A 24,716-nucleotide genomic window follows, 5' to 3' on the forward strand; every position below is an offset into this window, starting at 1 on the left:
TTTTTTGTATATTATAATATAATAAAGAAATTATTATATTATATTATTATTTTGTTAGTATAATCATACCTAAAAATAATTTTTTGAATCATATAATAAAATTGGATTTTAAAATGATTAAGGAAAAATTAGATAAAATTAATAAAATCGTATGGTTCATACCATTTAGAGGATTAAGAAATAAGATTAGAGAAAAATTAATAAAACCAGAACAAATAAAATGGATTAATGAATGTATAGAAAAATATAATAGACTAAATAAATCAGGAAGATTTCCAATAAAAAAAGAAAATAATTTTCATATATTTGGAGAAAATATAGCAAATATTGAGTTTGATTCACATTACTTATATCATCCTGCCTGGGCTGCAAGATGTCTTAAAGAAATAAATCCTAAAAAACATATAGATATATCTTCTATCACTTATTTTAGTACAATTGCTTCAGGATTTGTACCAATAGATTTTTATGAATACAGACCGCCGCAAATTTATAATTTAAAAGGATTTACTCCTTGTTCATGTGATATAAAAAAACTTCCATTTGAAGATAATAGTATAGAATCTATATCATGTATGCATGCAATAGAGCATATAGGTTTAGGCAGATATGGAGATGAAGTTGATCCTGATGGAGATATAAAAGGAATAAATGAGCTAAAGAGAGTAACTAAAAATAACGGTCATATACTTTTTGTTGTTCCTGTGGGTAAACCAAGAGTACAATTTAATGCTCACAGAATATATTCTTATGATATGGTAGTGGAATATTTTCAAGGTTGTAAATTAATTAATTATTCTTTAATACCTGATAATTCTGTAAAAGATAGTATTGGTATAATAAATAATGCTACAAAAGAATTAACAGATAAACAAAAATACGGATGCGGTTGTTTTTGGTTTCAAAAAATATAGTTTTGTCATAATGATATTATTCTTTAACTATAATTATGATATATGAAAAATATATTAAACTTATTTCAAAACTAAATTAATAAATATTTATAAAATAAAGTAATACCAATATTTGAGATAAAAAAATGCAGTCTTTTTGGTTCGGCCATACCTGAAGATACTTCCTTCGGTCGCTCTGAAGGACTCCTTTCAGTCGCAAAAGAATTGGGGGGCTACACTAGGGGTACGCTTCGCAGTGGGGTAGTCCCCACAAATAAAAAACTTAAAAATATTTTCTGGTAAACTAAAATCGATATATTCTAAAATAATTATATTTTGTTACATGATTTTTTTATTCAACTTTTTCCCTCGTACGAGCTGTACCACCTTGCCGCACGGTAATGCTATGCTTTAATTATAACTTTTTAGTCGTGCGGGGGAGTGCCTTTTAATGTACAATTAAATTATGAAATTTATAATAGAAATGCAGTTCTTTTGCTTCTTTTATACCAATAAAAGAAGTGGGGGTGCGGGGGCTAGCCCCCGAGAATAAAAAAACATACAAATATTTTTTGACAAACTAAAATCAATATATTCTAAAATAATTATATTTTGATTTTATTCAACTTTTTCCTGCCTTCGCACCCACAGGTACTTCCTTAGGTCGCTGTGCGGGCTTCATCAAAGAACCAAAAAGTGCAAGTACTTTGGCTTTATACTTTATAAATATTTATAAAAGAAGTATACCAATGTTTTAGCTAAAAAATGCAGCCTTTTTGTTTTTTTGGGTTATGCCTAAAGGTGCTTCCTTCATTTGCTAACTTTATACTTCTTTTCTTACAATGCTTTCATTATTATTTATTATTGATATGCAATGATTTTTTACTTTTTTTGATTTTGCTGTATCTAGAACTTTGAAAACAAAATCAAATTTATTATCTATCAAATCTTTTAACTCATCACTGAAAATATAATCAATAAATGATATAGTACCTTGAATATTTGCTGTTATAGAAGTAATAAATGATTTATCTTCTATAATAGATTTCGTTTCTTCTACATTATTTTTTATAAGTGTGATAATATCCTCTTTTAATTCTAATAATGATAAATAAATATCTTTTAATTGCACTTTTTTATCATTAACTAATTTTTCTTTAATCAATAAAATATCTCTGTTATAGAATGTTTTCTGAATAGAAGTATAAATATAAATTTTGCCGTTTATTCCATAATACTTTAATAATTTAGTAGTAATTTCTGATGCTTCATCATTGATACCGTCAAAAGACATTATAGCTGATAAATAATGACTATAATTATCATCATAGTAACGGTTTTCTTTTATATATTTAATGCTTTTAGAAATTATATCATCAAAACTTTTAATAGGTATAACCAGTTCTAATGACTTCACACATCTTTCTTTTAACTTTGCTACAATATAATCAGCATCAATATTATATTTATTATCACCGCTTGCAAGCATAATTGATGAAAGCATAGCATAAAGTATATTATACTCATGATATAAATGTTCCAATTTTGACTTTTCTATTATCTCATAAAGTTTATAAAAAGTTTCTTTGTCTTCATCATATAATTCTTTTGCTTCAAATATAAGTCCTGAAATAAAAAGAGCATTGTTATTAAGTATTGTGCTTAATAAAATACATTCTTTAGGAAAAGAGCATGTTTCTAAATATGCAGGTATAAGTTTATTTGTGTAGTAATAATATTGTTTGTTTGCTAATCCTTTAAATAATCTTTTATACAATTTTACTGCTTTTCTCATTTCAAGTTCTATATTTGCAAGAAAATAAATCATATTATTATCTTTATTTAAAATATTAATTAATCTTTTGTAAACTTCTTCATCTTTATCAGCTATAGTAAAAAGTAGTGCAGTAGTTTCTTCATAATTAATTTTTAGAGAGTCTATATAATTTAATAATGGTTTAATGAGTTTTTTATTATCATCTCTATTTATGAGGTATACCAAAATAGTTAATAATAAATGAGGTTCTTTTTTTAATAATATTTCATTGTTATTTTTTACTTTTTCTAAGTATTGATTAAAGTCTTTAGGTATATAATTTTCTAATTCTAAAAAACAATAAAAATAATATACTTGTATTTGTATGTATTTAAGTCCATCATTATTATATAAATGCACCTTAGCATATTTTGTATTATATATATATCTTTTAAATGTATTATTACAACTTTCTATTAATGCTTTTTCTAAATCTTCACCAACGCATAACCTTAAAATTATATTGGCAGTGTCGCCTTTGTATATATCTTTAATTATAGTTGCAGCGTATCTTGATATAGCTTTTTTATCTTTTTTTGAAGTATTTTCATCAAAATAAAATTTGAAAATTTCTTCAGCATCATAGCTATAATAATTTTGTAAAATAGGACAGCTATCTGTTCTTCCGTAAAAATAATCAAGGGATGCATTTTTATTGTTTTTATATTGGAATATTCTTTCAAACTTATTTTTTATTTGTTCTTCATTATTATTTTCCATATATCCCCCATCGACGGTATTTTTATACAGTATAATTAAATTTTTTTATTCTGTCAAATTTTTATTACTGTTGCTATGTTCGCCTTCGCACCCATACCTAAAGGTACTTCTTTCACTCGCTCTGTGGACTTCGTCAAAGAACCAAAAAATGCAAATATTTAACTTTTATATATAGGAAATATATTAAATAATACCATATATTTTTATATATACTTCATAAAAATGCAGTTCTTTTGCTTCTTTTATACCAATAAAAGAAGTAGGGGCGTGGGGACTAGTCCCCACAAATAAAAACTTAAATATTATAAAATAACTATATTTTGTTATATTTTCATTCAACTTTTCCCGTAGCAAAAAGTTTTTGCCCTTCGGGCACGCTTCGCGAAAGTACAAGTATAAAGTTAATACAAAATCATAATAATTTTATATGTAAGATAAATCATTGAATTTAATTAGACCTAAAGGGGGACTTCATAAAATACAGCCTTTTTGCTTCTTTGTGGCACGCCGCAAGGGCACTTCCTTCGGTCGCAAAAGAAGTGGGGGTGCGGGGGCTAGCCACCGATAACAATAAAAAAATAAATTTTAACAAACTTAAAAATTTTTAGTGCATATTAAAATAATAATTTTATATCAACTTTTTTGTCGCTCAAAAAAGTTGCAAAAAACACAAGTACTATAGCTTTGTATTTTTTAAATATGTATTAAGTATAAAATAATGTTTGCATTTTTGGATATGCTTAAAAGCTAATTTTTTAATGCAGTTCTTTTGCTTCTTTTATACCAATACCGAGTAGGTGCCTATCGGCAAAAGAAGTAGGGGCGTGTACCCTAGGGCACGCTTCGCAGGGGGCAAAGCCACCACAAACAAAAAACTTAAAATATATTTTAATAATCTATATTATTATTTTTTAAGAACTCTATGGCAGGCTCTATATTTTCAGCGGCTAATTCTTTCATATTATCCATAATTGCATTCATTTCATATCCATCATTCTTTTCTAAAGCTATTTCATAAGATTTATTAAAATACTCTAATGCTTCACTATTCAATTTATTATAATTTTCTATATTGTTTTTTTCTTTTAAAGCCAATCTTGATTTCACTTCTCCTATATTATTAGGAGGAAGGGCAAGTTCAGAATTTATTTCTAATGCTTTATATAAATTTTCTAATGCCTTGTCATATTCTTTTAATTTTACATAACAGCTTCCCAAATTATTAAAAGCATATTCATGTTCTTTATTTAATTTCACAGTCATTTCATAATCTTTAGAAGCTTCTTCATAATTGTCTAATGCCTCATTAGCAAGACCCCTATTATAATATGTTTCATAATAATTAGGATTTAATTCTATAGACTTATCAAAATCTTTTACAGCCTCTTCATACAAAGATAAATCAAGTTCAGCAATCCCTTTATCATAATATATTTTATAATTATCCGCGTCTAATTCTATAGCCTTTTTATAATCACTAATAGATTCTTTTATTAATCCTGCATTATATTTGGCAATAGCTCTTTCACAATAACATTCATATCCAAGTTTTATCGCCTTAGTATAATTTTTTATGGCTTCATCATAGTTTTCTGACCTTTCATTTAAAGTGCCTCTCAAATTATATAAATAAGCTTTATCAGAATCTGACTTTGCATTATATAAAACTTTATCAAAATCTTTCATTGCCTCATCATATAAATTCAAATTAATCTTTGCCATAGCTATTTTATAATAAGCCTCTATATAATCACTATCTAATTCCAAAACTTTATTATAATCTTCAATAGCTTCTTCATAAAGTTCTAAATCAGATTTATTATAAATATCAATCATCTTTTGCAAGTTGTAAATAGCTTCTTCGTATCTTTCTTCTATAAAAGCATTTTTACCTAATTTAAATAATTGCTGTATTTCTTTTTCTATCATTTATTTATCCTGAGTAGAAATTTAGAATTCAAATATTAAAATATTTTTATAATTTTTCAATTAAATTGAGGCTTTGCCTTATAAAAATGCAATATATTTATAAGCCAAAGCCATGCAAATAATAAAAATAAAGAAAGTTAAAAATTTGCAGTATATAGTAAAACAATTATTCTATATTAATTTTTTGTTGTTCTTTTTCCCGCGTACGAGCTGTACCACCTTGCCGCACGGTAATGCTATGCTTTAATTATAACTTCTTAGTCGTGCGGGGGAGTGCATTTTAATGTACAATTAAATTATAAAAATTATAATAAAAATGCAGTTATTTTGGTTCTTTTATACCAATAAAAGAAGTAGGGGTTTGGGGACCAGTCCCCAAAATATAAAAACAAAAATTGATAAATTAAAAGTTTTCAAATATATAATAAGTTTTTTTGTCAACTTTTTCCCGCCTTCGCACCATAGGCACTTCCTTCGGTCGCCCTGAAGGACTCCTTTCAGTCGTGGTGCGGACTTCGTCAAAGAACCAAAAAGTGCAAATGTTATAGCTTTATATGTTTGGAATATATAAAGCTAAAATAATATTTATATTTTTTATATATAAAAAAATATACTTCATTAAATGCAGTTATTTTGGTTCTTTTATACCAATAAAAGAACTGGGGGTGCGGGGGCTAGTCCCCGCAAATAAAAAAACATAAAAAATATTATTAATTTGATTTAAATACGGCACAGTTGTATAATTTAAATCATTCATTATTATTAATAGGAGCTATATTATGAATTTTAATTTTTATATGCCAAGTAAAGTAATATTTGGTACAGGTTCTCTGAATAAACTACATGAACAAAAACTTCCGGGCAAAAAAGCATTAATTGTTACAGGCGGTACTTCTATAAAGAAATATGGTTATTTAAATAGATTAGAAGAAGAATTAAAAAAAGCAAATGTAAGCTATGTTTTATTTGACAAAATTTTACCAAACCCTATAAAAGACCATGTAATGGAAGGAGCTGCTTTAGCAAAAAAAGAAAATTGTGATTTTGTAATAGGTATAGGCGGTGGAAGCAGTATTGACTCATCAAAATCTATTGCTGTAATGGCGGCAAATGACGGAGATTATTGGGATTATATATTTGGCGGTACTGGTAAAGGTAAAGCAATACCTAATGACCCTCTTCCAGTGGTAGCAATAACAACAACTGCAGGCACAGGTACAGAAGCTGACCCTTGGACTGTTATCACTAACGGCAATGAAAAAATAGGTTTCGGTTATGAGAAAACTTATCCTTATCTTTCTATAGTAGACCCTGAGCTTATGAAAACAGTTCCTCCTAAACTCACTGCTTATCAAGGTTTTGATGCATTATTCCATAGCACTGAGGGTTATATTAACAAAATTGCAACAGATATGAGCGATTTGTTTGCATTAAAAGCAATAGAGCTTATAGGAAAGAGTTTGGCTGATGCTGTTAAAGACGGAAACAACATGAAAGCAAGAGAAGATGTTGCTATGGCTAATACTTTATCTGGAATAGTGGAAAGTACTTCAAGCTGTACATCAGAACACTCTATGGAGCATGCTTTAAGTGCTTATTATCCAAAACTAGAGCATGGTGCGGGTCTTATTATAATAAGTAGAGAATATTACACTACAATAGCAAATGCTCATGATTGCGATGAAAAAATGATTGATATGGCTAAGGCTTTAGGTAAAAAAGATGCTGCTAAGGCTATGGATTTTGTAGAAGCTTTGGTTGATTTACAGAAGGCTTGCGGTGTAGATAATCTAAAACTTTCCGATTATGGTATTACTAAAGAAGATTTGCCAAAAATAGCTAAGAATGCTAGATTTGCTATGGGCGGATTGTTTGAATGTGATCCTCATAACTTTACTGATGAAGAAGTATTAACTATATTAGAAAAATCTTATAGATAATATTTTTTATTAAAAAACATTTAAAAGCTATAGTATTACATTCATTTTAATGCTATAGCTTTTTTATTATATTCTTTTATAATGGTTTTTATTTTATAATATACAATGCAAGATAGATATTATATTAGGAGTTGTTTATGAAGAAATTAAATAGTTTAGGTTTTAAGATACCGTTTGTAATATGTTCTATAGTTGTTTTAATTATAATAGTGATGTTAATATCTTCTGTTAATATAGCAAGCACTGGTATTAGTAAAAGCAAATTAGGCGGTTTTGACAGCACTATAGCTGGATATGCATCCGTTTTAGATACTTGGTTTGATTTGCAAACATCTCTAATAAGTACATATTCTGTAACTCCTACAGTTGTGAAATATTTAGAAAATGACGTTAATTTTACTGAAGAATTATTGTCTGAAACTATAAATAAATTCAAAGATAATAATCTCTATCTCATTAATTTTGGTATAGCCGATTCTGAAGGGGATATATTTTTAGATTCAATGTCTTCTTCTGCTTTGGGTAAAAACCTTAAAGATTATATTCCCAATGCTTGGAACAAATTGATTGCTTCAAATACAGACAGCGTTGTTTATGCTGATGAACTAATGCAATCAGAAATTACTTCAAAATGGGCTATGCCTGCTATAAAGCCTGTTAAAGATTCGTATAATATTACAATAGGCTATATTTATATTTTCTTAGATTGGTATATGCTTCATCAAACTCATTTCACAGGTATAGATTTAGGTAAAACAGGAGGGCTTTTTATAACTACTGATAAATTATATAATATAATGGATTCTTTATATGAAAATATAGCAGTTATGAAAATAAATCCTGTATATCAAGAAGCTTTTAGAAGCGGAAATGTAGACGGAAATTTAACATATGAAATCAATGGTCAAAAAAGAACAGCTGCATATCATAAATTAAAAAACCAACCATGGATAATTGCACTTGCTATGATGAACTATGAAATATATGAACAAAACATGAAATTAATAATAGCTATAAGCATAATAGGTATAATATCTACTATTATTTTAGCTATACTTGTTAATTTGTTTATAAGAACAATTACTAAGCCATTAGAAATAGTGGTAGAAGAGGCATCAAAAATAGAGCATGGCGATTTAAGCAGTTCAAAACAGCGTATAAAACCAAGAAAAGATGAGATAGGCATTTTATCAAAATCTTTTGTGAGTATGAGAAATAAACTAGTAGAAACTATCACAGAAGTTAATGAGGCTTCTAATAATATAGTTAATGCTGCAAAAGAGCTTTCTACTAGTAATACAGATTTATCAAGAAGAACAGAATCACAGGCTGCAAGTTTGGAAGAGACTGCTAGTTCTATGGAAGAGATGGCTTCTACAATAAAATCTTCTACCGATTATGCTATAACAGGAAATAATATGATGGTTTCTTCAAAAGATGCTATAGAAAATGCTGGAAGTATTATTACAGAAACTACAAAAAATATAGAAGCAGTATTTGAAGCTAGTACAAAGATAAAAAATATTACAAAGATAATAGAAGATATTGCTTTTCAAACTAATATATTAGCACTTAATGCTGCAGTTGAAGCGGCAAGGGCAGGCGAGCAGGGCAAGGGATTTGCAGTTGTTGCTAGCGAGGTTAGAAATTTGGCTCAAACTACTCAGTCATCTGTAAAAGATATTACTGATTTGGTAGATAATACAAATGAAAAAATAAATAAAGCAACAGAAACAGCTCATCAATCACAAGAAATATTTATTGATATTCAGCAAAAAATAGAAGATACTGCTAAAATAATGAAAAACATTAGTTCTACTGCAATGGAGCAACAGGCAGGTGTTGATCAGGTAAATATTGCTGTTTCAGAGATGGATACTGTTACTCAGCATAATGCTTCTTTAGTTCAAGAGAGTGCTTATACTTCTGATAATTTGCTTAAGCAGGCAAGAAGTCTTCAGGAGGCTATTAGCTTTTTTAAATTAAGCAGTGATGATGTAAAAAAATCAAAAGAAGATAAATCTAGTAAAAAAATAGATATTACTCCAAAAAAAGATGATATTAAAAAAGTTAATATAGAGTCAAAACCGTTAAGACCAGTTAAAAAAGATGTAAGTATATCTAATGACAGAGAGTTTGGAGAAACTTTTTCAGGATCTGGCAATATAACAGATGATGGTTTTAGTACTTTTTGATTATAATTATTAATTTTATTTTGATTGTATAATGGAGATTTATGACTTCATTATGCAATCAATTTCTTCTTTTGTTAAATATTCAAAACTTCCTTCTTTAAGTTCATTTAGAAATATATTATTAATTCTTAGTCTTTTTAATATGATAACTTCAAAGCCTATCTTTTGGCACATTCTTCTTATTTGTCTGTTTCTTCCTTCTGTAAGAATTATGTTAAATGAGTTTTTTGCTGCTCTTTTTGTTTTAGCAGGCTTTAATTTTTTGCCATCTAAAGATATTCCGTATTCAAGTTTTTTTAATGCACCATCTGGTATATTATCATTTACCTTAACATAATATTCTTTTTCACAGTTAGAGTTTTCACCTATTATTTTTTTAGCAAATACCCCATCATTTGTAAGAAGTATAAGACCATTACTATCTTTATCTAATCTTCCAACAGGATAAACTCCTTTTACTTCATTATTTAATAGTTGATAAATGGTTTTTCCTTCATCTCTGTTTGTAGATACAACATATCCTCTTGGCTTATTTAATTTGATATATATTTTACTCTCTTCATCCTTATTGCATTCTACTTTATCTGTTTCAGTAACTTGAGTTGCAGGGTTTAGTATTATTTCTCCGTTTACTTTAACTTTGCCGTTTTTTATAAGATTGTCAGCTTCTCTTCTGCTTGCTATGTTTAGAGAAGCAATATATTTGTTTAGTCTCATATTTTTCTATTTCTTTCATTAAAAAATTAAAAATAATATTATCATAATATATATTTAAATCAATTAATATAAATATTATGTTATTGCAATACGATATATTAAGGAATGGAAATTATAATTTTATATTTTATAGTTGACAATTTTTATTATTAATAATATAATTGTGCAAGTTATTGGATATAATTGCTTAGCTATAAATATTAAGGAGAGTGCGCTATGAAATTCTATAGAAGTATGCGAGACATTTCTCGCTACCTCATAATCATTTGTCTATTCATATGCTTAGGTTCATTTGCTGTTTATGGACAAAGTGCTAGTGTTTATTTCGAAACAAGAGTGCTTTATAATTTTGAAACACTAGATGAATGGCAGCCTATATCAAATGGAAGTCGTTTCATGTTTACAGGCGATAGAACAAATGAAAATGGTGTTGTAATGAAATACCCAAATATGAGATTATTTGCAACTAAACCTTTTGGTATGGGTAATCAAGGTTACAATTCCACTAATTCATTATCAGTAAGTGTATCATTCTTTAGAAAAGGATACAATTTCTTTGATTTAGTACCAACAGTACAAAAAATTATCCCTGGTAAAGCTCAAACATTTGATGTATGGGTATGGGGTGGAAATTATGATTACACTATGGAAATGTTATTTGAAGATTATCGCGGTTATACTTATACATTGCCTATTGGTTCTTTAAAATATATTGGTTGGAGAAATTTAAGCACAGCAGTTCCTTCTTATATACCTCAAGAGGAGCCTTATGTTCCTAGAGCTAAAGGTTTAAGATTCTTGAATTTCCGTTTCTGGGCTTCACCTGAAGAAAGAGCTGATAATTTTGTTGTATTATTAGACTATTTCCAAACAGTTACAGATACATTTAGAGAATCTTATGACGGTTCTGATATAGAAACTACTCTTGGTCAAGAAGTAGGCGGAAGTTCTGCTGAACAGTATGCTGAAGGCGGTGCAAAAGTTGTTGGTGAAGACGGTGGTACTACTACTACTGGTGATACTACTCAACAAGAAGCGCAACAATAAGGTTTTAGAAGGAGAAAAAATACAATGAAAAGATTAAGTATTTTTATAACAATGTTGATTTTAACTGTTGCATTCTTGTTATTCGCACAGGATGCAGCACAAGATAATGGTCAAGAAGGAAATAATAATTTTGTTACTGAATCTTATACTAATTTCTTAATAGATGATTTTGAATTTGCTAATACTTGGCAAGCATCTATGCCTAGAGATTATGGTGTTATTAGTATAATTCGTCGCGAAGGCGGTCCTGCTGATGTTACTGCTGAAAACGCTGATGCTAATAAATATATTTTGGGTGCTAAAGTAGAGTATTTTAAAACTGGTTATCCTTGGTTTTCTGTTACTCCTCCTAGACCTGTTAAAATTCCTGGCTTCACTAAAGAAATTAGCGTTTGGGTTGCTGGAAGAAATCATAACAATAGAATGAGCTTCTATATTTATGATATTAATGGTAAACCTCAAAATATTGGTGATGAGCCTCTTAACTTTATGGGTTGGAAAAAAATTACTGTACAAGTTCCTGCTAAAGTTAAACAAGAAGATTTTAGAGGTCAAACTGAACAAGGTATAAGCTTTATGGGTATCAATGTTAAAGTTGATCCTAGAGATTCTTATGGTAAATATTATATTTACTTCGATAACTTGGAAGCTAGAACTGATATGTATTTAGAAACTTATAAAGAAGCTGATGATCCATTAGATACTTGGTAATTAGATTTCTTTTAGATATAATAAAAGGTGAGGTATTATTAATTACTTCACCTTTTATTTTATACAATTTTTTATTATGGAGAAATTATGATTAATAAACTTTTACTAATAGGTTTTGTATTACTTTGTATTTATGCTATTACTACAAGAATAGTAAACAATAGAAAAGACAAGAACAAAGATGATAATAAAGATAATAAAGATTAATTATTTCTTTTATTGATTTTTATTATTTTTCTTTTTCTTGCATTATTTTGCTTATTTTTTTTCTGAGATTCTATATTAACATCTGCTAAACTTTTTTCTTTACTACTTTCTTTATATTCTTCTAAGCTTTCTATTTCTAATATTACTTCACGCACTTTATTTATCTTCCAAACTAAACTATCATCTACTACTGGCATTATTAATTGATTAAGATTCTCTTTATCAAAATAAACCCCAGACCCTTCTAAAGAAACTAATTTTGAAACCTTCTTAGCATCTATTTTAGAATATTTATCAAGTTTTATATACATATTATAATGCCCTTCTATCACTGATAATACTCTAACCCTTTTTAATATAACTTTTAATTTGGCTATACTAAATATATCTTCCATCTCTTTAGGCATTTTTCCATATTTATCTATCATATATTCTTTAGCCATATCAATATCTTCATCGCTTTGTGAACGCATTATTAATTTATAAACAGATATTTTTTCTTTAGGGTCTGATATATATTCATCTGGTATAAATAAATTATGCTTAAAATCTATAACAGTATCAAAAGTAACCTCTTTTATTTCTCCCTTATATTCATTAGTAGCCTCTTCAAGCATTTGTGTATAAAGCTCATAACCAACCTGATAAATCATACCAGATTGCTCTTTACCCAATATATTGCCTGCACCTCTTATTTCTAAATCTCTCATTGCTATCTTAAAACCAGCACCTAAATCTGTGTGTTCTGATATAGCTTGAAGCCTTTTATAAGCTACTTCTGTTAATGCTAAGTTTTCAGGATAAAACATATAAGCATAAGCCTCTCTATCACTTCTTCCAACTCTTCCTCTCAATTGATAAAGTTCTGAAAGACCTAGTTTATTAGCATTGTCTATTAATATAGTGTTGGCATTAGGTATATCAATTCCGTTTTCTATTATTGTGGTGGATACTAATATATCATATTTATGATTAATAAAATCTGACATAATTTTTTCTAACTGAACACCAGTCATTCTTCCATGTGCTACACATATAGAAGCTTTTGGGCATAGTTTTTTTATCATTAAGGCAAATGATTCTATTGTGTCTATTCTATTATACAGATAAAATACTTGACCATTTCTTTTTAATTCTCTCTCTATTGCACTTACAACAGTGTTTTCATTAAACTCCATTACGTAAGTTTTTACAGGTATTCTATTTAGCGGAGGAGTTTCTATTATGCTTATATCTCTTATACCTGTTAATGCCATATTCAATGTTCTTGGTATTGGTGTTGCAGATAATGTAAGCACATCGGTTTCAAATCTAAGTTTTTTTAATGCTTCTTTATGTTTTACACCAAATCTCTGCTCTTCATCTATAACTATTAAGCCTAAATTTTTAAACTTAATATCATCAGATAAAAGCATATGTGTGCCTATGATGATATCACAAGAACCATTTTCAAGCATTTCTTTATTTTTTTTAGCCTGTCTTGAAGAGACAAATCTATTTAAGACTTCTATACGAACAGGAAAATCTTCAAATCTTTTTTTGGCATTATTATAGTGCTGCTGAGAGAGTATTGTAGTAGGGCAGAGTATTGCACATTGTTTACCCGCCATAACAGCTTTAAATATAGCCCTAAAAGCAACCTCAGTTTTTCCAAATCCAACATCTCCGCAAACAAGCCTATCCATCATCTTGTCACTTTCCATATCTGATTTTATATCATTAATAGCCCTTAGTTGATCAACAGTCTCTTCATAACTAAATGAAGCCTCAAAGTCGTCTTGCCACTGAGTGTCTGGTCCATAAATATTTCCATGAACACTAGAGCGAATTGCATATATTTTTATAAGGTCTCTTGCTGTAGCCAAAGCATCTTCTCTAGCTTTACTTTTTATTTTATCCCAAGCACTTCCGCCTAATGCTGTTAATTTTGGCTCTTCTCCGCTTCCAGATATATATTTCTGCACAAAGTTCATCTGCTCTACTGGTATATAAAGTTTATCTCCTTTGGCATACTCTAATGTTAAATAGTCTTTTTCTTTTCCGTTTGAGAGTTTTCTCGTTAAGCCTAAATATTTACCTATACCATAATTTACATGAACTGCATAATCACCTATGTTTAAATCAACAAATGTTTCTATAATATTTTTATTTACTTTCGGTATCTTTTTTACTCTTTTTCTTTTTCTTCCAAATACTTCCCAGTCTGCTATAAATATTGTTTTTATATCATCTTTAATAAAGCCTGATGCTGATTGTGTTGTTATTATATAGAAGTTATTTTTGTTATTAGAGAAATCAAGATTTTCTTCATTATCTATTATATTGTTTTCTTCTATTGTTTTACTCTCTTCATTAATGTTTTCTTCTGAGGCAATTAATTTAGGCTCTAAATTATCCATTATCTTATAGAACCTTTTTGCTTGGTCATAATGACTAGTAGAGAGTATAATAAAATAATCTTTTTTTCTATAATCCTTAATATAATCCAAAAACTCTGTTAGCTTTGATTTGAAAGAAACTCCTTCTTCAAAACTAAATTTATGAATATTATTATCTACTATAAAGGGGCTTAAATTAATTGCATTTTTTATAATGTTTTCAAAATAATTTATATCTATATAAAGTGAGTTTATATTATCATAAATAGATTTAAATATATTATCTATATCATTAAAATTCTCTTCTGTAGTTGATAAAACATTTATTAGCTTATTTTTTAATTTTAATGCATCATCTGTAAATATAATGCTTTCATTAGCATAATCAAATATAGTTTGCAAGTTGCTGTTAAATATTCCAAGTAAGTTCTCATTTCCTGCAAAATATTTACTTTTTTGTATATTGTCTTTTAATTCACTGTCAATATCTTTATCTAAAAACTCTTCTATAAGTGAATCTTTATAAATTGATTCCCTCACAGGATATATTGTAATCTCTTCAATATTTTTATATGACTTTCCATCTTCTATATTAAAAAACCTTATACTCTCAACTTCATCATCAAACAATTCTATTCTAATAGGGTCATTGTAAAGAATAGAATATATATCTATTATACTCCCCCTCACAGCACAAGTACCAACCTCAGAAACTTCTCTCTCTATCACATATCCTAAATCATATAAATTAAGCCTTAAAGAATCAATATTTAATTTGTCATTAACTTTTATGTTGATTGTATTATTTTTTAATGTTTCTTTGTTTGGAAGTTTTCTTGCGATTGATTTTATTGTTGTTATTAAAATAAATTTATCTTCATTAATTAATTTATATAAAATACTTAATCTGTCTTGCACTATATCTGTAATTGGAGACATTTTTGTAAAAGGTACGCTGTCATAATCTGGAAAATAATAATTCTCAATATTATAAAAGTTTAAAGCTTGACTTAAGAGCATAGCTTCATTTTCATCTTCTTTTATAATCATTAAGCTTTTATTTTTATCATTAAAAAGAGCAGCAAAAAAAAGAGAATCGCCTCCTCCTTTTATGCCATATATGTTTTTTACAGTGTTTAAATCAAAAGATTTGTATTCTTCGCTATTTTTAAACTTTTCTATTAAGATATTTGATATTTCAGTATTTTCCATAAATATAATAACTACAACAAAATAAATTATTCTATAAATATAAACAATATTTTATTAAATAGCAATATATTATAATGTTTGTAATTCTAAATTTTTATTGTATAATTTTATTAATTTTTTGATTTTATTATATTAGAGTTTGTATGTTAAATGATATAAAAAAGAATATATGTATAATAACAGATATTAATGGTATATACGGCTATGGACATTTTACCCGTATGAGTCTTATTGCTAATAAATTAAGTGATATATATGATTTTACTTTTTCTTCTATAAATAATGAAAGTGAATTATATAAAAGAACTGACATAAAAACTATTGAGTTTAATAAGATAGGAGAAATAAAACCATACATTATAATTGTTGATGCGAGAGAAGTTGAAGAAAAATATATAAGTTATTTAAAAAAAATATCATCTGTTATAATAATAGATAGTATTGGAAGTGAGAGAAGGTTGGCTGATATTGTAATAGAAATGCTTCCTAATTTGGATAACTCTAAAGAGGTAAATATTAAGCCATTTATTGCTACAATATTAAATAATTCTATAAAACCTATATATAATGAAGAATCTCTAATACTTGTTTATTTGGGGTTCAATAAACAACTAAAAGATAAAGCAATTCAAATAATATCAAAAATAAATAATAAAAGATTTATAGTAATAGATGTTAAAAAAGAAAGTGAGTTTTCTAATATAGAGTATATTGATTTTTCAAAAGATATATTTGCTAATTCATATTCTGGAGTTATAACATATTTTGGGCTTACCGCTTTTGAATGCATAGAATCAAAAATTCCTACTATACTTTTTTCACCTACTAAGTATCATGATGAATTGGCTAATAAGTGTGATGATATATTTTTTAATTTGGGTTTTTTTGAAGAAGCTGATATCAATGAGAGTGTAAAAAAAATAGAAGCTTTTATAAACAATAAAGAAAAGCAAAGTAGTTTGATAGAGAATGCTCGGCAAATAAATACTGATGAATCTATAGAGAGATTAAAGACTATTTTTTATAATATTAAAGATTTTAAAGATATAAAATGTCCTTTCTGTAAAAGCTCTAATATAGAGAGAAAAAACAGAAATTTAGAATCAAATTTATATAAATGTCATCATTGCAATACTTTGTTTAGAAAATATTTTTTATCTCCTTTTACAGATTATTCATCAAAATATTTTGTAGAAGATTATAAAAAACAATACGGCAAAACCTATGAAGAAGATGTTGAAAATTTAAGCCGATTAGCAAAGAGAAGAATAGAAAAAATAAAAAAAATAAAACCAAACGGAAAAGTATTAGATATTGGAAGTGCTATGGGTTTTTTTCTTAAAGAGGCTTCTAAATATGGATATATTACTGAGGGCATAGAGATAAGCGAGTATGCTTCAAATTACTGCGTTAATACTTTACACCTAAATGTGCATAATTGTTCTTTGCTTGATTTTAAGTATAAAGAAAAAGAATATGACATAATTACGGCTTGGTATGTTGTGGAGCATATTTATAATTTTGATAAAATTTTTGAACATATTTTGTATTCCCTAAAGGATGATGGAATATTTGCTTTAGCTATGCCTAATGGTTATGGGGTTAGCGGAAGGTTTAATAAAAATTATTATTCTATAGTTCCTAGTGACCATGCTTTTGAGGCTAATCCTAAATCTTTGGATATGTTTTTTTCTAAATATTCTCTTAAAAGAATTAGTTTAGAAAATCAGAGTGTTTATTATAATAGATTTACTGATGTATTTAAGATTTTTAAAAATTCTAAACTATCAGAAAAACTATATAAAAAACTCGCACAAAAATTTAATTTGGGTGATACGTTTGAGTGTATATATCAAAAGGTGAAATAGTATATTGCAATAATAATTTTATTGTTTATAATAAAAGTTAACATATTTTATTGGTTAAAAAATGGAAGAAGATAAATATATTTTTGAAAAATTAAAACTAAATTTAGACAGAAACTTTCCTGTAGATAATAATATAGATAATGATAAAGAATATTCTAATAATAATTTAAATAATTCTAATGATGAAAGTTTAGTGATATTAGAAACGAAAAGAAATATATCAAAAATAAAAGAATATTCAAAAGAGATTAATGATGCTGAACTTAATCCTGCTTTATCTGAAATGATTTCTATACTTGACAATATGGTTGCTTATTCTAAGGCTAACAAAGAAGGAGAGAAGAAACTTGAAAAGATAAATGAATATCATCTTCCAACTGCTATAAAAATGCTTAAATATTATATTGATTTTTGCAATTTACCTGTTAAAAATTCCAATATAGAAAACACTTCTTTAGAGATAGAAGATGCTATAATAAAATTAAATGAGGCTTTAAAAAAAATGCTTCTTGAGATGAATGAAAATAAATTAATTGACATAAATAGCGATATAGATGTATTAAAAAATATGCTTGAAAAAGATGGATTAATATAATTTTTTTGGAGGTTTTTATTTATGCAAGAAAATAATAATAATTCTTTAAGTTTAGAGATTCAAAAAAGTATTGATTCTAAAATAAGTGAGAATGATAATAACAAAATAAAAGAATTATCTAATAGTATAAATTTAGAAGATTCTGTTTCTATAATGTCTTATGGTTCTGCTGCACAAAGTAAAATGGTACAATTTTCTGAAAATACATTAAGTACTGTGATGAATAAAGATTTGGGAGATATAGGAAACACTATTAGTGATTTGATAGTAGAGCTTAAAGGTTTTGATATAGAAAAAGAATCTAAAGGGATATTTGGCTTTTTTAAGAAAGGAATTAATAATTTGGGTAAATTAAAAACTAAATACTCTAAAGTTGAAGTTAATATTGATGGAATAATAAAGATATTAGAAAATCATCAAAGAACATTGTTAAAAGATATTAGTATATTAGACCAAATGTATGATTATAATTTAGATTATTTAAAAGAGCTTGAATTATATATTAAAGCTGGAAAAGAAAAATTAAATAATGATATAAACAAAAAAATATTAGAACTTGAAGAGAAAGCAAAACAAACCAACACAGCAGAAGATGCACAAGCTGCAAGAGATTATAAAGATTTAGCTAATAGATTTGAAAAGAGATTACATGATTTAGAGCTAACCAAAACAGTATCAATACAAACTATACCTCAAATAAGAATGGTTCAAAATAATAATGTAGTTATGAGTGAAAAGATTCAATCTACACTTGTTAATACCATACCTTTGTGGAAAAATCAAATGGTATTAGCTATAGGGCTTTATCATTCTAATGAAGCAGCCAAAGCACAAAGAGCTGTTACTGATACCACTAATGAACTTCTTAGAAAAAATGCTGACATGCTAAAAACTTCTACTATAGAAACAGCAAAAGAGTCTGAAAGAGCTATAGTTGATATTGAAACATTAAAGCATACAAATGAACAATTAATTTCTACATTGGACGAAGTAATAAAGATACAAAAAGAGGGCAGAGAAAAGAGAAAAAATGCTGAAATGGAATTAGTAAACATTGAAAATGAACTTAAAAACAAGATATTGAGTATAAAAGAGTAATTATGATATATTTAAAATATGTTTTTAATAATGAATATAATGGCAATATAGAAAGTTTATCAAAAGAGATGGCTTACAAGCATTATAATAAAGATGGTTTGGTAATAAAAAGAAATGATAATGGTAAGCCTTATTTTGAAAATGAGAATAATATATTTTTTAATGGTTCTCATACCAATGATTTAATTTGCGTTGGAATGTCTGATAGTCTTATAGGGGTTGATGCTGAGTTTATTAAAGAGAGAAAATTTTTAGATATTGCAAGTGAATATTTTTCTTTTAAGGAGTGCAAGTTTTTAAAGTCTTCAAAAAAATTAGAGATAGATTTTTTTACTTTGTGGACATTAAAAGAGGCTTATGTTAAAAAACTTGGTAAAGTGATTTTTGATATAAAAGATTCTATAGAGATAGATTTAGATGAAAGAGTGATATATAATGCTGATAATTTATTTTTTGCTACATTTATTCTTGATGATTCTTACATAATAAGTTTATGTTCTGATATGAAAGATAGAGATATTATAATAACTACTGATGATTTTAATCTTAATATGCTATTTTCTTATCCTGTGCTTCCTCAGATAGATATTTCTATATAGTAGTTTGATTTTTTATAGCTATTGACTTTTTTTGTTCAAGTGTATACAATTATATTACTTGGCGGAGCTTTGAAGTTTGCCGAGGAGTTATGAGTATGAAAAAAACTATATTATTTTTATTGAATATATTTATACTCTTTAGTAGTAATACACTTTTCTCTCAAGATATAACTTTTAAAATCACAGGTATATCTGGAGTTGCTTTTATAGAAAGAGCTGATAAGTCATTAAGGGTTTTCAGAGGCAGTGAAATACATGAAGGCTATAAATTATCAGCAAACAGTAATACAACAGTAGAAATTACAGTATTAAAAAATGGAAACAATATAGGAAGTATTTCTTTAAATGAAAGAAGTATAATGATGGTTAATTCTTCTATTTCTAGTGAAGATTCTTATATATCATTGTCTTTACTTCATGGATATTGTACTCTTAGTATAGAAGATGATTATCAAGTACATACCGCTAATGTTTCTTCTATGGTTACATATAATAACACTCCTGCAAAGCTTGAGATTGCTTTTTCTGAAGATGGTTCTACTATAGTAATTCCTATTAATTCTAAAGTTAATGTTTATACGGATAATGATGAGAGAGTAATTAATCCTAGAGAAGTTTATATAGCTAATTTCGATGGAAATAATAAGGTAGTAAAACAGGGCAGTGATACAGATCCTTTAGTATTTTTAAATAGAGGTGAAGAGAATGCAAGGTTGGATTCTACTTCTACTATAGAAAGTTTAATTTCTGCTATGGAGGATATTTCTCAAAATGATGTTGCTGCAGTTTCTAGGGTATCATTTACTGACGTAGATAATAGCGAAAAAGATATTTATAGTTTTGAGATGAAAAAAAATAGAATGATAGCTGGTAATGAGGGATATTATAGTTCTATAGTTAGACTTATTAATTCAGACTCTGTAAGGAAAAATGAGATGATACCTTATGCAAGAAAATCATTAGGATTATATAGTGCAAATCAAAGGGCTATTAGTAAGATGGACTCTGCATTAAATAGAACACGCGATAAATTTAACAGAATTAAAAAAGAGTTTGACAGCAAGATGTATGGTGTTTCTGAATAGCTATTAATTTTAAGCTTATAATCTTTTATTCTAATATTTATTTAAAATTCATTATATTATAAAAAAGGTATTAAATGAGTAAGGTAGTTATAATTAAATGTGATAATTATGATTTGGATATGGTTAAATCTGCCATTAATCGCGGTATAGATTTACTTGGGGGTATAGATTTATTTGTTCACAGTAACGATAAGGTATTATTGAAGCCAAATTTATTAGCGGCAGAAACAGCTGATAAATCTGTAACTACACACCCTATTGTTTTTGAAGCTATAGCATCAATTTTACAAGAGAAGGGTTGTAAAGTTTCTTATGGAGATTCACCCGGTGTTGGAAAGGGAAGCAGTGTTGCTATGAAGGCTGGTATTGATGAGGTTGCCAGTAGACTTAATGTAGAATATGCTGATTTTGATGAGCCTGTTGGGGTTAATTTTCCTGAGGGAGTTCAAGAGAAAAGTTTTACTGTAGCGAAGCCTGTTACGGAGGCAGATGTTATAATTAGTTTGCCAAAATTAAAATCGCATGCTTTAACTGTGATGACGGGAGCTGTAAAAAATCAATTTGGATGCATACCCGGTTTTAGAAAGGCTGAGTATCATTTAAAGTTGCCTGATTTTGAAGATTTTTCTACTATGCTTTTGGATTTAAATAAATATGTTAGTCCAAAATTATATATAATGGATGCTATACTTGCTATGGAGGGCAATGGACCAAGAAGCGGAAATCCTAGAAAAGTAAATGCATTGCTATTTTCTACTGATGCTGTTGCTTTAGATTATATTGCTTCAAAGATTATATCTTTTGATTATAATAATATACCTACTTTAAAAATGGGTTTTAAACATAATTTCTCTAATAAAGACAATATAGAAGTTTTGGGGGATGATATAGAGATTGTTAAGGTTCTTGATTTTAAAAAGCCTCATAAAAGAATAGGGATAGGAAGAAGTTTGATGAAATTTGCTAACTTTCCTATGGTGAAAAGGTTATTTTCTTTTATTATACCTAAGCCTGTTATAGATAAAAACAAATGTGTAAAATGTGGGGTATGTGTTAAGGTTTGCCCTGTTACTCCTTTAGCTTTAAATTTCGATAAAAAAGGTAAAAATCATCCTCCTGAATATTATTATGATAAATGCATTACTTGCTATTGCTGTCAAGAATTATGTCCTCATAAGGCAATATTTTTAAAAAGAAAGTTTTAAATTGCTTGAAGTTTAGTTAATATTATGGTATCATTATAGAAATATTATAAGTAGAATTTTTTAAAAAAAAGGTAATTATAAATGGAAAATATTAATATAACTAAAATAATGGAGCTTCTTCCACATAGGTATCCTTTCTTACTAGTAGATAAGGTAATAAGTATAGAAGAAGGCAAAATACATTCTGTAAAAAATGTTACTTTTAATGAACCTCAATTTACAGGACATTTTCCAGAAAGCCCTATAATGCCCGGAGTTTTAATGGTTGAGGCGATGGCACAAACTTCTGGTATATATTGCTATATGAAGCTTTTAAAGCCTGAAGAGATTGGCAAAAAGTTTATGTTCTTTGCTAAAATAGATAATGTTAAGTTTAAAAATCCTGTTATACCGGGTGATGTAATGGATATGTTTGTTACTGTTGAGGCTTTTAATGGAACTTTACTTAAAACACATGGTGAAGTTAGAGTAGGGGAGAGTTTAGCTTGTTCTGCTGATTTGGGGTTATTTTTAGTAGATAAAGAAGCTATGAAAATTAATAAATAATTGGACAATGAAAAATGAAAAAAGATATACATGAAACTGCTATTATTTCAGAATCTGCTAAGATATCTGATAATGTAAAAATAGGTCCTTATAGTGTAATAGAAGGCAACGTAACTATAGGAGAAAATACTGTAATAGGTGCTCATAGTATTATAAAAGAGTATACTAATATAGGTAAAAATAATATAATTCATGATAATGTTGTTTTAGGTGATTTACCTCAAGATATACATTTTGATAGAAAGACTGTTACATTTTTAGAGATTGGTGATAATAATGAGATAAGAGAGTTCGCCAATTTGCATAGAGCATCAAAAGAAAATCAAAAAACTATCATAAAAAATAATTGTTATATAATGGCTACTGGTCATGTTGCTCATGATTGTGAGATTAATGATAATGTTATTATATGTAATGGTGCTTTAGTTGCTGGGCATGTAAAGGTTGGAAAGGGAGCTTTTATTTCTGGTAACTGTGTTGTACATCAATTTTGTTCTATAGGCGAATATGCTATGATTAGCGGAATGTCTGCGGTTGGCAGAGATATACTTCCATATGCTTTAACTGCTCATGCTGGTGAAGCTATTGTATATAAACTTAATTTAGTTGGAATGAGAAGAGCTGGTTTTACTTCAGAACAGATTAGTCAGGCTGAAGAGGCTTATGATATGTGGTTTAATTGGAATAAAACAAAACAAGAGTTTTTAGATAGATATTTAAATGATGATAGTTTAAATGATATAGCTAAAAAAATAGTTGTTTTTATATCAGAGTCTAGAAGAGGCATAACTCCAAGAAAAACAGTATAAGAAGGCAGTTAAAAAGATTAATATATGCGAATATTTATAGCTACAGGAGAAGTATCTGGCGACATTCAGGGAGCCTTAATTGCAAATGAGATAAAAAAGTTAGCACCAGAAACTATATTAGATGGATTTGGCGGCGTTGAGATGAAAAAGGCTAATGTGAATATTTTATCAGATATGTCAACTTTATCTACTATGGGTATATTTGAGGGTATTAATCCCAAATTTGCTTTTAAAAAACTTGGTGCTTTCAATATATTAAAAGAGTATCTTAAAAATAATAAAGTTGATATAATGCTTCTTGTAGATAATCAGGGGGTTAATCTTATATTAGCAAAGTATTGTGCAAAAAATAATATTCCTTATATTTATTATTTTCCGCCTCATGTTGGTATATGGGGGGAGTGGAATGCTAAAAGGCTCTTATCTGCTAAAAAAATAATCACTCCATTTAAATTTGATTATGATGTTTATAAAAAATATAATTGTAATGTTGTTTATAGCGGACATCCTTTTGCTGATATTAATTATGATAGAGAAATATCTCCGTTAAATATGGATAAAAAAGAATATACAGTTGGTGTATTATTTGGAAGTAGGTATCAAGAGATTAGAAAACTTGCTCCTGTGTTTATCAAATCTATGAAGATACTTAATGATATGCTGTTTGGAAATATAAGATTTATTATACCTGTTGCTTATCCTGAATATAGAGAGCCTATAGAAAATATTATTGATAGTTATAAAGATTTATTAAAAGGAGTATGTTACTCTGTTATAGACAATAAAGATGATATTTATATATATTCTGATGCTCTTATAATGTCCAGCGGTACAGCTAGTTTAATAGCTGCTTGTTATGGAAAACCTATGGTTATATGTTATAAAATATCTCATTTAACTTTTTTGCTTGGTAAGCTTTTAACTAATATCAAATATGTTGGTATGCCTAATGTTATGCTTAATGAAGAGGCTGCTCCTGAGCTTCTTCAGAGAGATTGTAATGCAAATGCTATTAGCAGTCATATAATGAAATATTTAACAGATAAAGAATATTATAATAAAACTAGTTCTAATTTACTTAGAGTAAGAGAATTACTCGGTGATAAAAATGTATTAGAACGTGTTGCAAAAGAGATTATTAATTAA

General features: G+C 27.6%; 17 protein-coding genes and 1 pseudogene. 14 read left to right on the forward strand and 4 right to left on the reverse strand.

Going from position 1 to position 24,716, the window contains the following annotated elements; all coding sequences use genetic code 11:
• Positions 1–113: 113 nt before the first annotated feature.
• Positions 114–914 carry a DUF268 domain-containing protein gene (locus tag GQX97_RS07965; RefSeq protein ID WP_157151415.1) on the forward strand — a complete coding sequence of 267 codons (801 nt, stop codon included), beginning with the start codon at positions 114–116 and terminating at the stop codon, positions 912–914.
• A 785-nt stretch (positions 915–1,699) separates the two neighbouring features.
• Here GQX97_RS07965 and GQX97_RS07970 read toward each other — a convergent pair.
• Together GQX97_RS07970 and GQX97_RS07975 are read right to left on the reverse strand one after the other, a co-directional pair.
• A pseudogene (locus tag GQX97_RS07970) lies at positions 1,700–3,429 on the reverse strand (molybdate metabolism regulator); the annotation flags it as partial.
• 888 nt (positions 3,430–4,317) lie between these two features.
• Positions 4,318–5,358 (reverse strand): tetratricopeptide repeat protein, encoded by a 1,041-nt coding sequence (locus tag GQX97_RS07975; RefSeq protein WP_232473289.1) that lies wholly within the window; start codon positions 5,356–5,358, stop codon positions 4,318–4,320.
• A 779-nt stretch (positions 5,359–6,137) separates the two neighbouring features.
• On the opposite strand from GQX97_RS07975, the gene GQX97_RS07980 reads away from it, so the two are divergent.
• Together GQX97_RS07980 and GQX97_RS07985 are read left to right on the forward strand one after the other, a co-directional pair.
• Complete coding sequence (locus GQX97_RS07980) at positions 6,138–7,298, forward strand: iron-containing alcohol dehydrogenase (RefSeq protein ID WP_157151416.1); 1,161 nt, start codon at positions 6,138–6,140, stop codon at positions 7,296–7,298.
• Positions 7,299–7,435: 137 nt separating this feature from the next.
• Positions 7,436–9,493, forward strand: coding sequence for a methyl-accepting chemotaxis protein (locus GQX97_RS07985; protein ID WP_157151417.1), 2,058 nt, complete (start codon positions 7,436–7,438; stop codon positions 9,491–9,493).
• Between the two features lie 39 nt (positions 9,494–9,532).
• On the opposite strand, the gene GQX97_RS07990 is transcribed toward GQX97_RS07985, so the two are convergent.
• Positions 9,533–10,210 (reverse strand): pseudouridine synthase, encoded by a 678-nt coding sequence (locus GQX97_RS07990; protein WP_157151418.1) that lies wholly within the window; start codon positions 10,208–10,210, stop codon positions 9,533–9,535.
• Between the two features lie 216 nt (positions 10,211–10,426).
• On the opposite strand from GQX97_RS07990, the gene GQX97_RS07995 reads away from it, so the two are divergent.
• Together GQX97_RS07995 and GQX97_RS08000 are read left to right on the forward strand one after the other, a co-directional pair.
• Positions 10,427–11,257 carry a flagellar filament outer layer protein FlaA gene (locus tag GQX97_RS07995; protein WP_157151419.1) on the forward strand — a complete coding sequence of 277 codons (831 nt, stop codon included), beginning with the start codon at positions 10,427–10,429 and terminating at the stop codon, positions 11,255–11,257.
• Between the two features lie 24 nt (positions 11,258–11,281).
• On the forward strand, positions 11,282–11,968 hold the full coding sequence (locus GQX97_RS08000; protein WP_157151420.1) for a flagellar filament outer layer protein FlaA: 687 nt from the start codon (positions 11,282–11,284) through the stop codon (positions 11,966–11,968).
• A gap of 203 nt (positions 11,969–12,171) precedes the next feature.
• Here GQX97_RS08000 and mfd read toward each other — a convergent pair whose 3' ends face one another.
• Entirely contained in the window at positions 12,172–15,765 is a 3,594-nt protein-coding gene (gene mfd, locus GQX97_RS08005) for a transcription-repair coupling factor (protein WP_157151421.1), read from the reverse strand.
• A 143-nt stretch (positions 15,766–15,908) separates the two neighbouring features.
• Between mfd and GQX97_RS08010 the strand changes: the two genes are divergently transcribed.
• From GQX97_RS08010 to lpxB, 9 genes are all read left to right on the forward strand, one after another.
• Positions 15,909–17,633, forward strand: a complete 1,725-nt coding sequence (locus GQX97_RS08010) for a bifunctional 2-polyprenyl-6-hydroxyphenol methylase/3-demethylubiquinol 3-O-methyltransferase UbiG (protein WP_157151422.1) — start codon at positions 15,909–15,911, stop codon at positions 17,631–17,633.
• A gap of 61 nt (positions 17,634–17,694) precedes the next feature.
• Positions 17,695–18,228, forward strand: coding sequence for a 5-bromo-4-chloroindolyl phosphate hydrolysis family protein (locus GQX97_RS08015; RefSeq protein WP_157151423.1), 534 nt, complete (start codon positions 17,695–17,697; stop codon positions 18,226–18,228).
• A 21-nt stretch (positions 18,229–18,249) separates the two neighbouring features.
• Positions 18,250–19,326, forward strand: a complete 1,077-nt coding sequence (locus GQX97_RS08020) for a toxic anion resistance protein (RefSeq protein ID WP_157151424.1) — start codon at positions 18,250–18,252, stop codon at positions 19,324–19,326.
• A gap of 2 nt (positions 19,327–19,328) precedes the next feature.
• On the forward strand, positions 19,329–19,925 hold the full coding sequence (locus tag GQX97_RS08025; RefSeq protein WP_157151425.1) for a 4'-phosphopantetheinyl transferase superfamily protein: 597 nt from the start codon (positions 19,329–19,331) through the stop codon (positions 19,923–19,925).
• A gap of 95 nt (positions 19,926–20,020) precedes the next feature.
• Positions 20,021–21,010 (forward strand): hypothetical protein, encoded by a 990-nt coding sequence (locus GQX97_RS08030; protein WP_157151426.1) that lies wholly within the window; start codon positions 20,021–20,023, stop codon positions 21,008–21,010.
• A gap of 74 nt (positions 21,011–21,084) precedes the next feature.
• Positions 21,085–22,215: a DUF362 domain-containing protein gene (locus tag GQX97_RS08035; protein WP_157151427.1), complete on the forward strand. Its 1,131-nt coding sequence runs from the start codon at positions 21,085–21,087 to the stop codon at positions 22,213–22,215.
• 81 nt (positions 22,216–22,296) lie between these two features.
• Positions 22,297–22,761 carry a 3-hydroxyacyl-ACP dehydratase FabZ gene (gene fabZ, locus GQX97_RS08040; RefSeq protein ID WP_157151428.1) on the forward strand — a complete coding sequence of 155 codons (465 nt, stop codon included), beginning with the start codon at positions 22,297–22,299 and terminating at the stop codon, positions 22,759–22,761.
• A 14-nt stretch (positions 22,762–22,775) separates the two neighbouring features.
• Positions 22,776–23,570, forward strand: coding sequence for an acyl-ACP--UDP-N-acetylglucosamine O-acyltransferase (gene lpxA / locus GQX97_RS08045; RefSeq protein ID WP_157151429.1), 795 nt, complete (start codon positions 22,776–22,778; stop codon positions 23,568–23,570).
• A gap of 24 nt (positions 23,571–23,594) precedes the next feature.
• The gene (gene lpxB / locus GQX97_RS08050; RefSeq protein ID WP_157151430.1) at positions 23,595–24,716 is read left to right on the forward strand and encodes a lipid-A-disaccharide synthase; all 1,122 of its coding nucleotides are present in this window, start codon (positions 23,595–23,597) and stop codon (positions 24,714–24,716) included.

This window comes from Brachyspira sp. SAP_772 (assembly GCF_009755885.1).
Classification (GTDB): Bacteria; Spirochaetota; Brachyspiria; order Brachyspirales; family Brachyspiraceae; genus Brachyspira.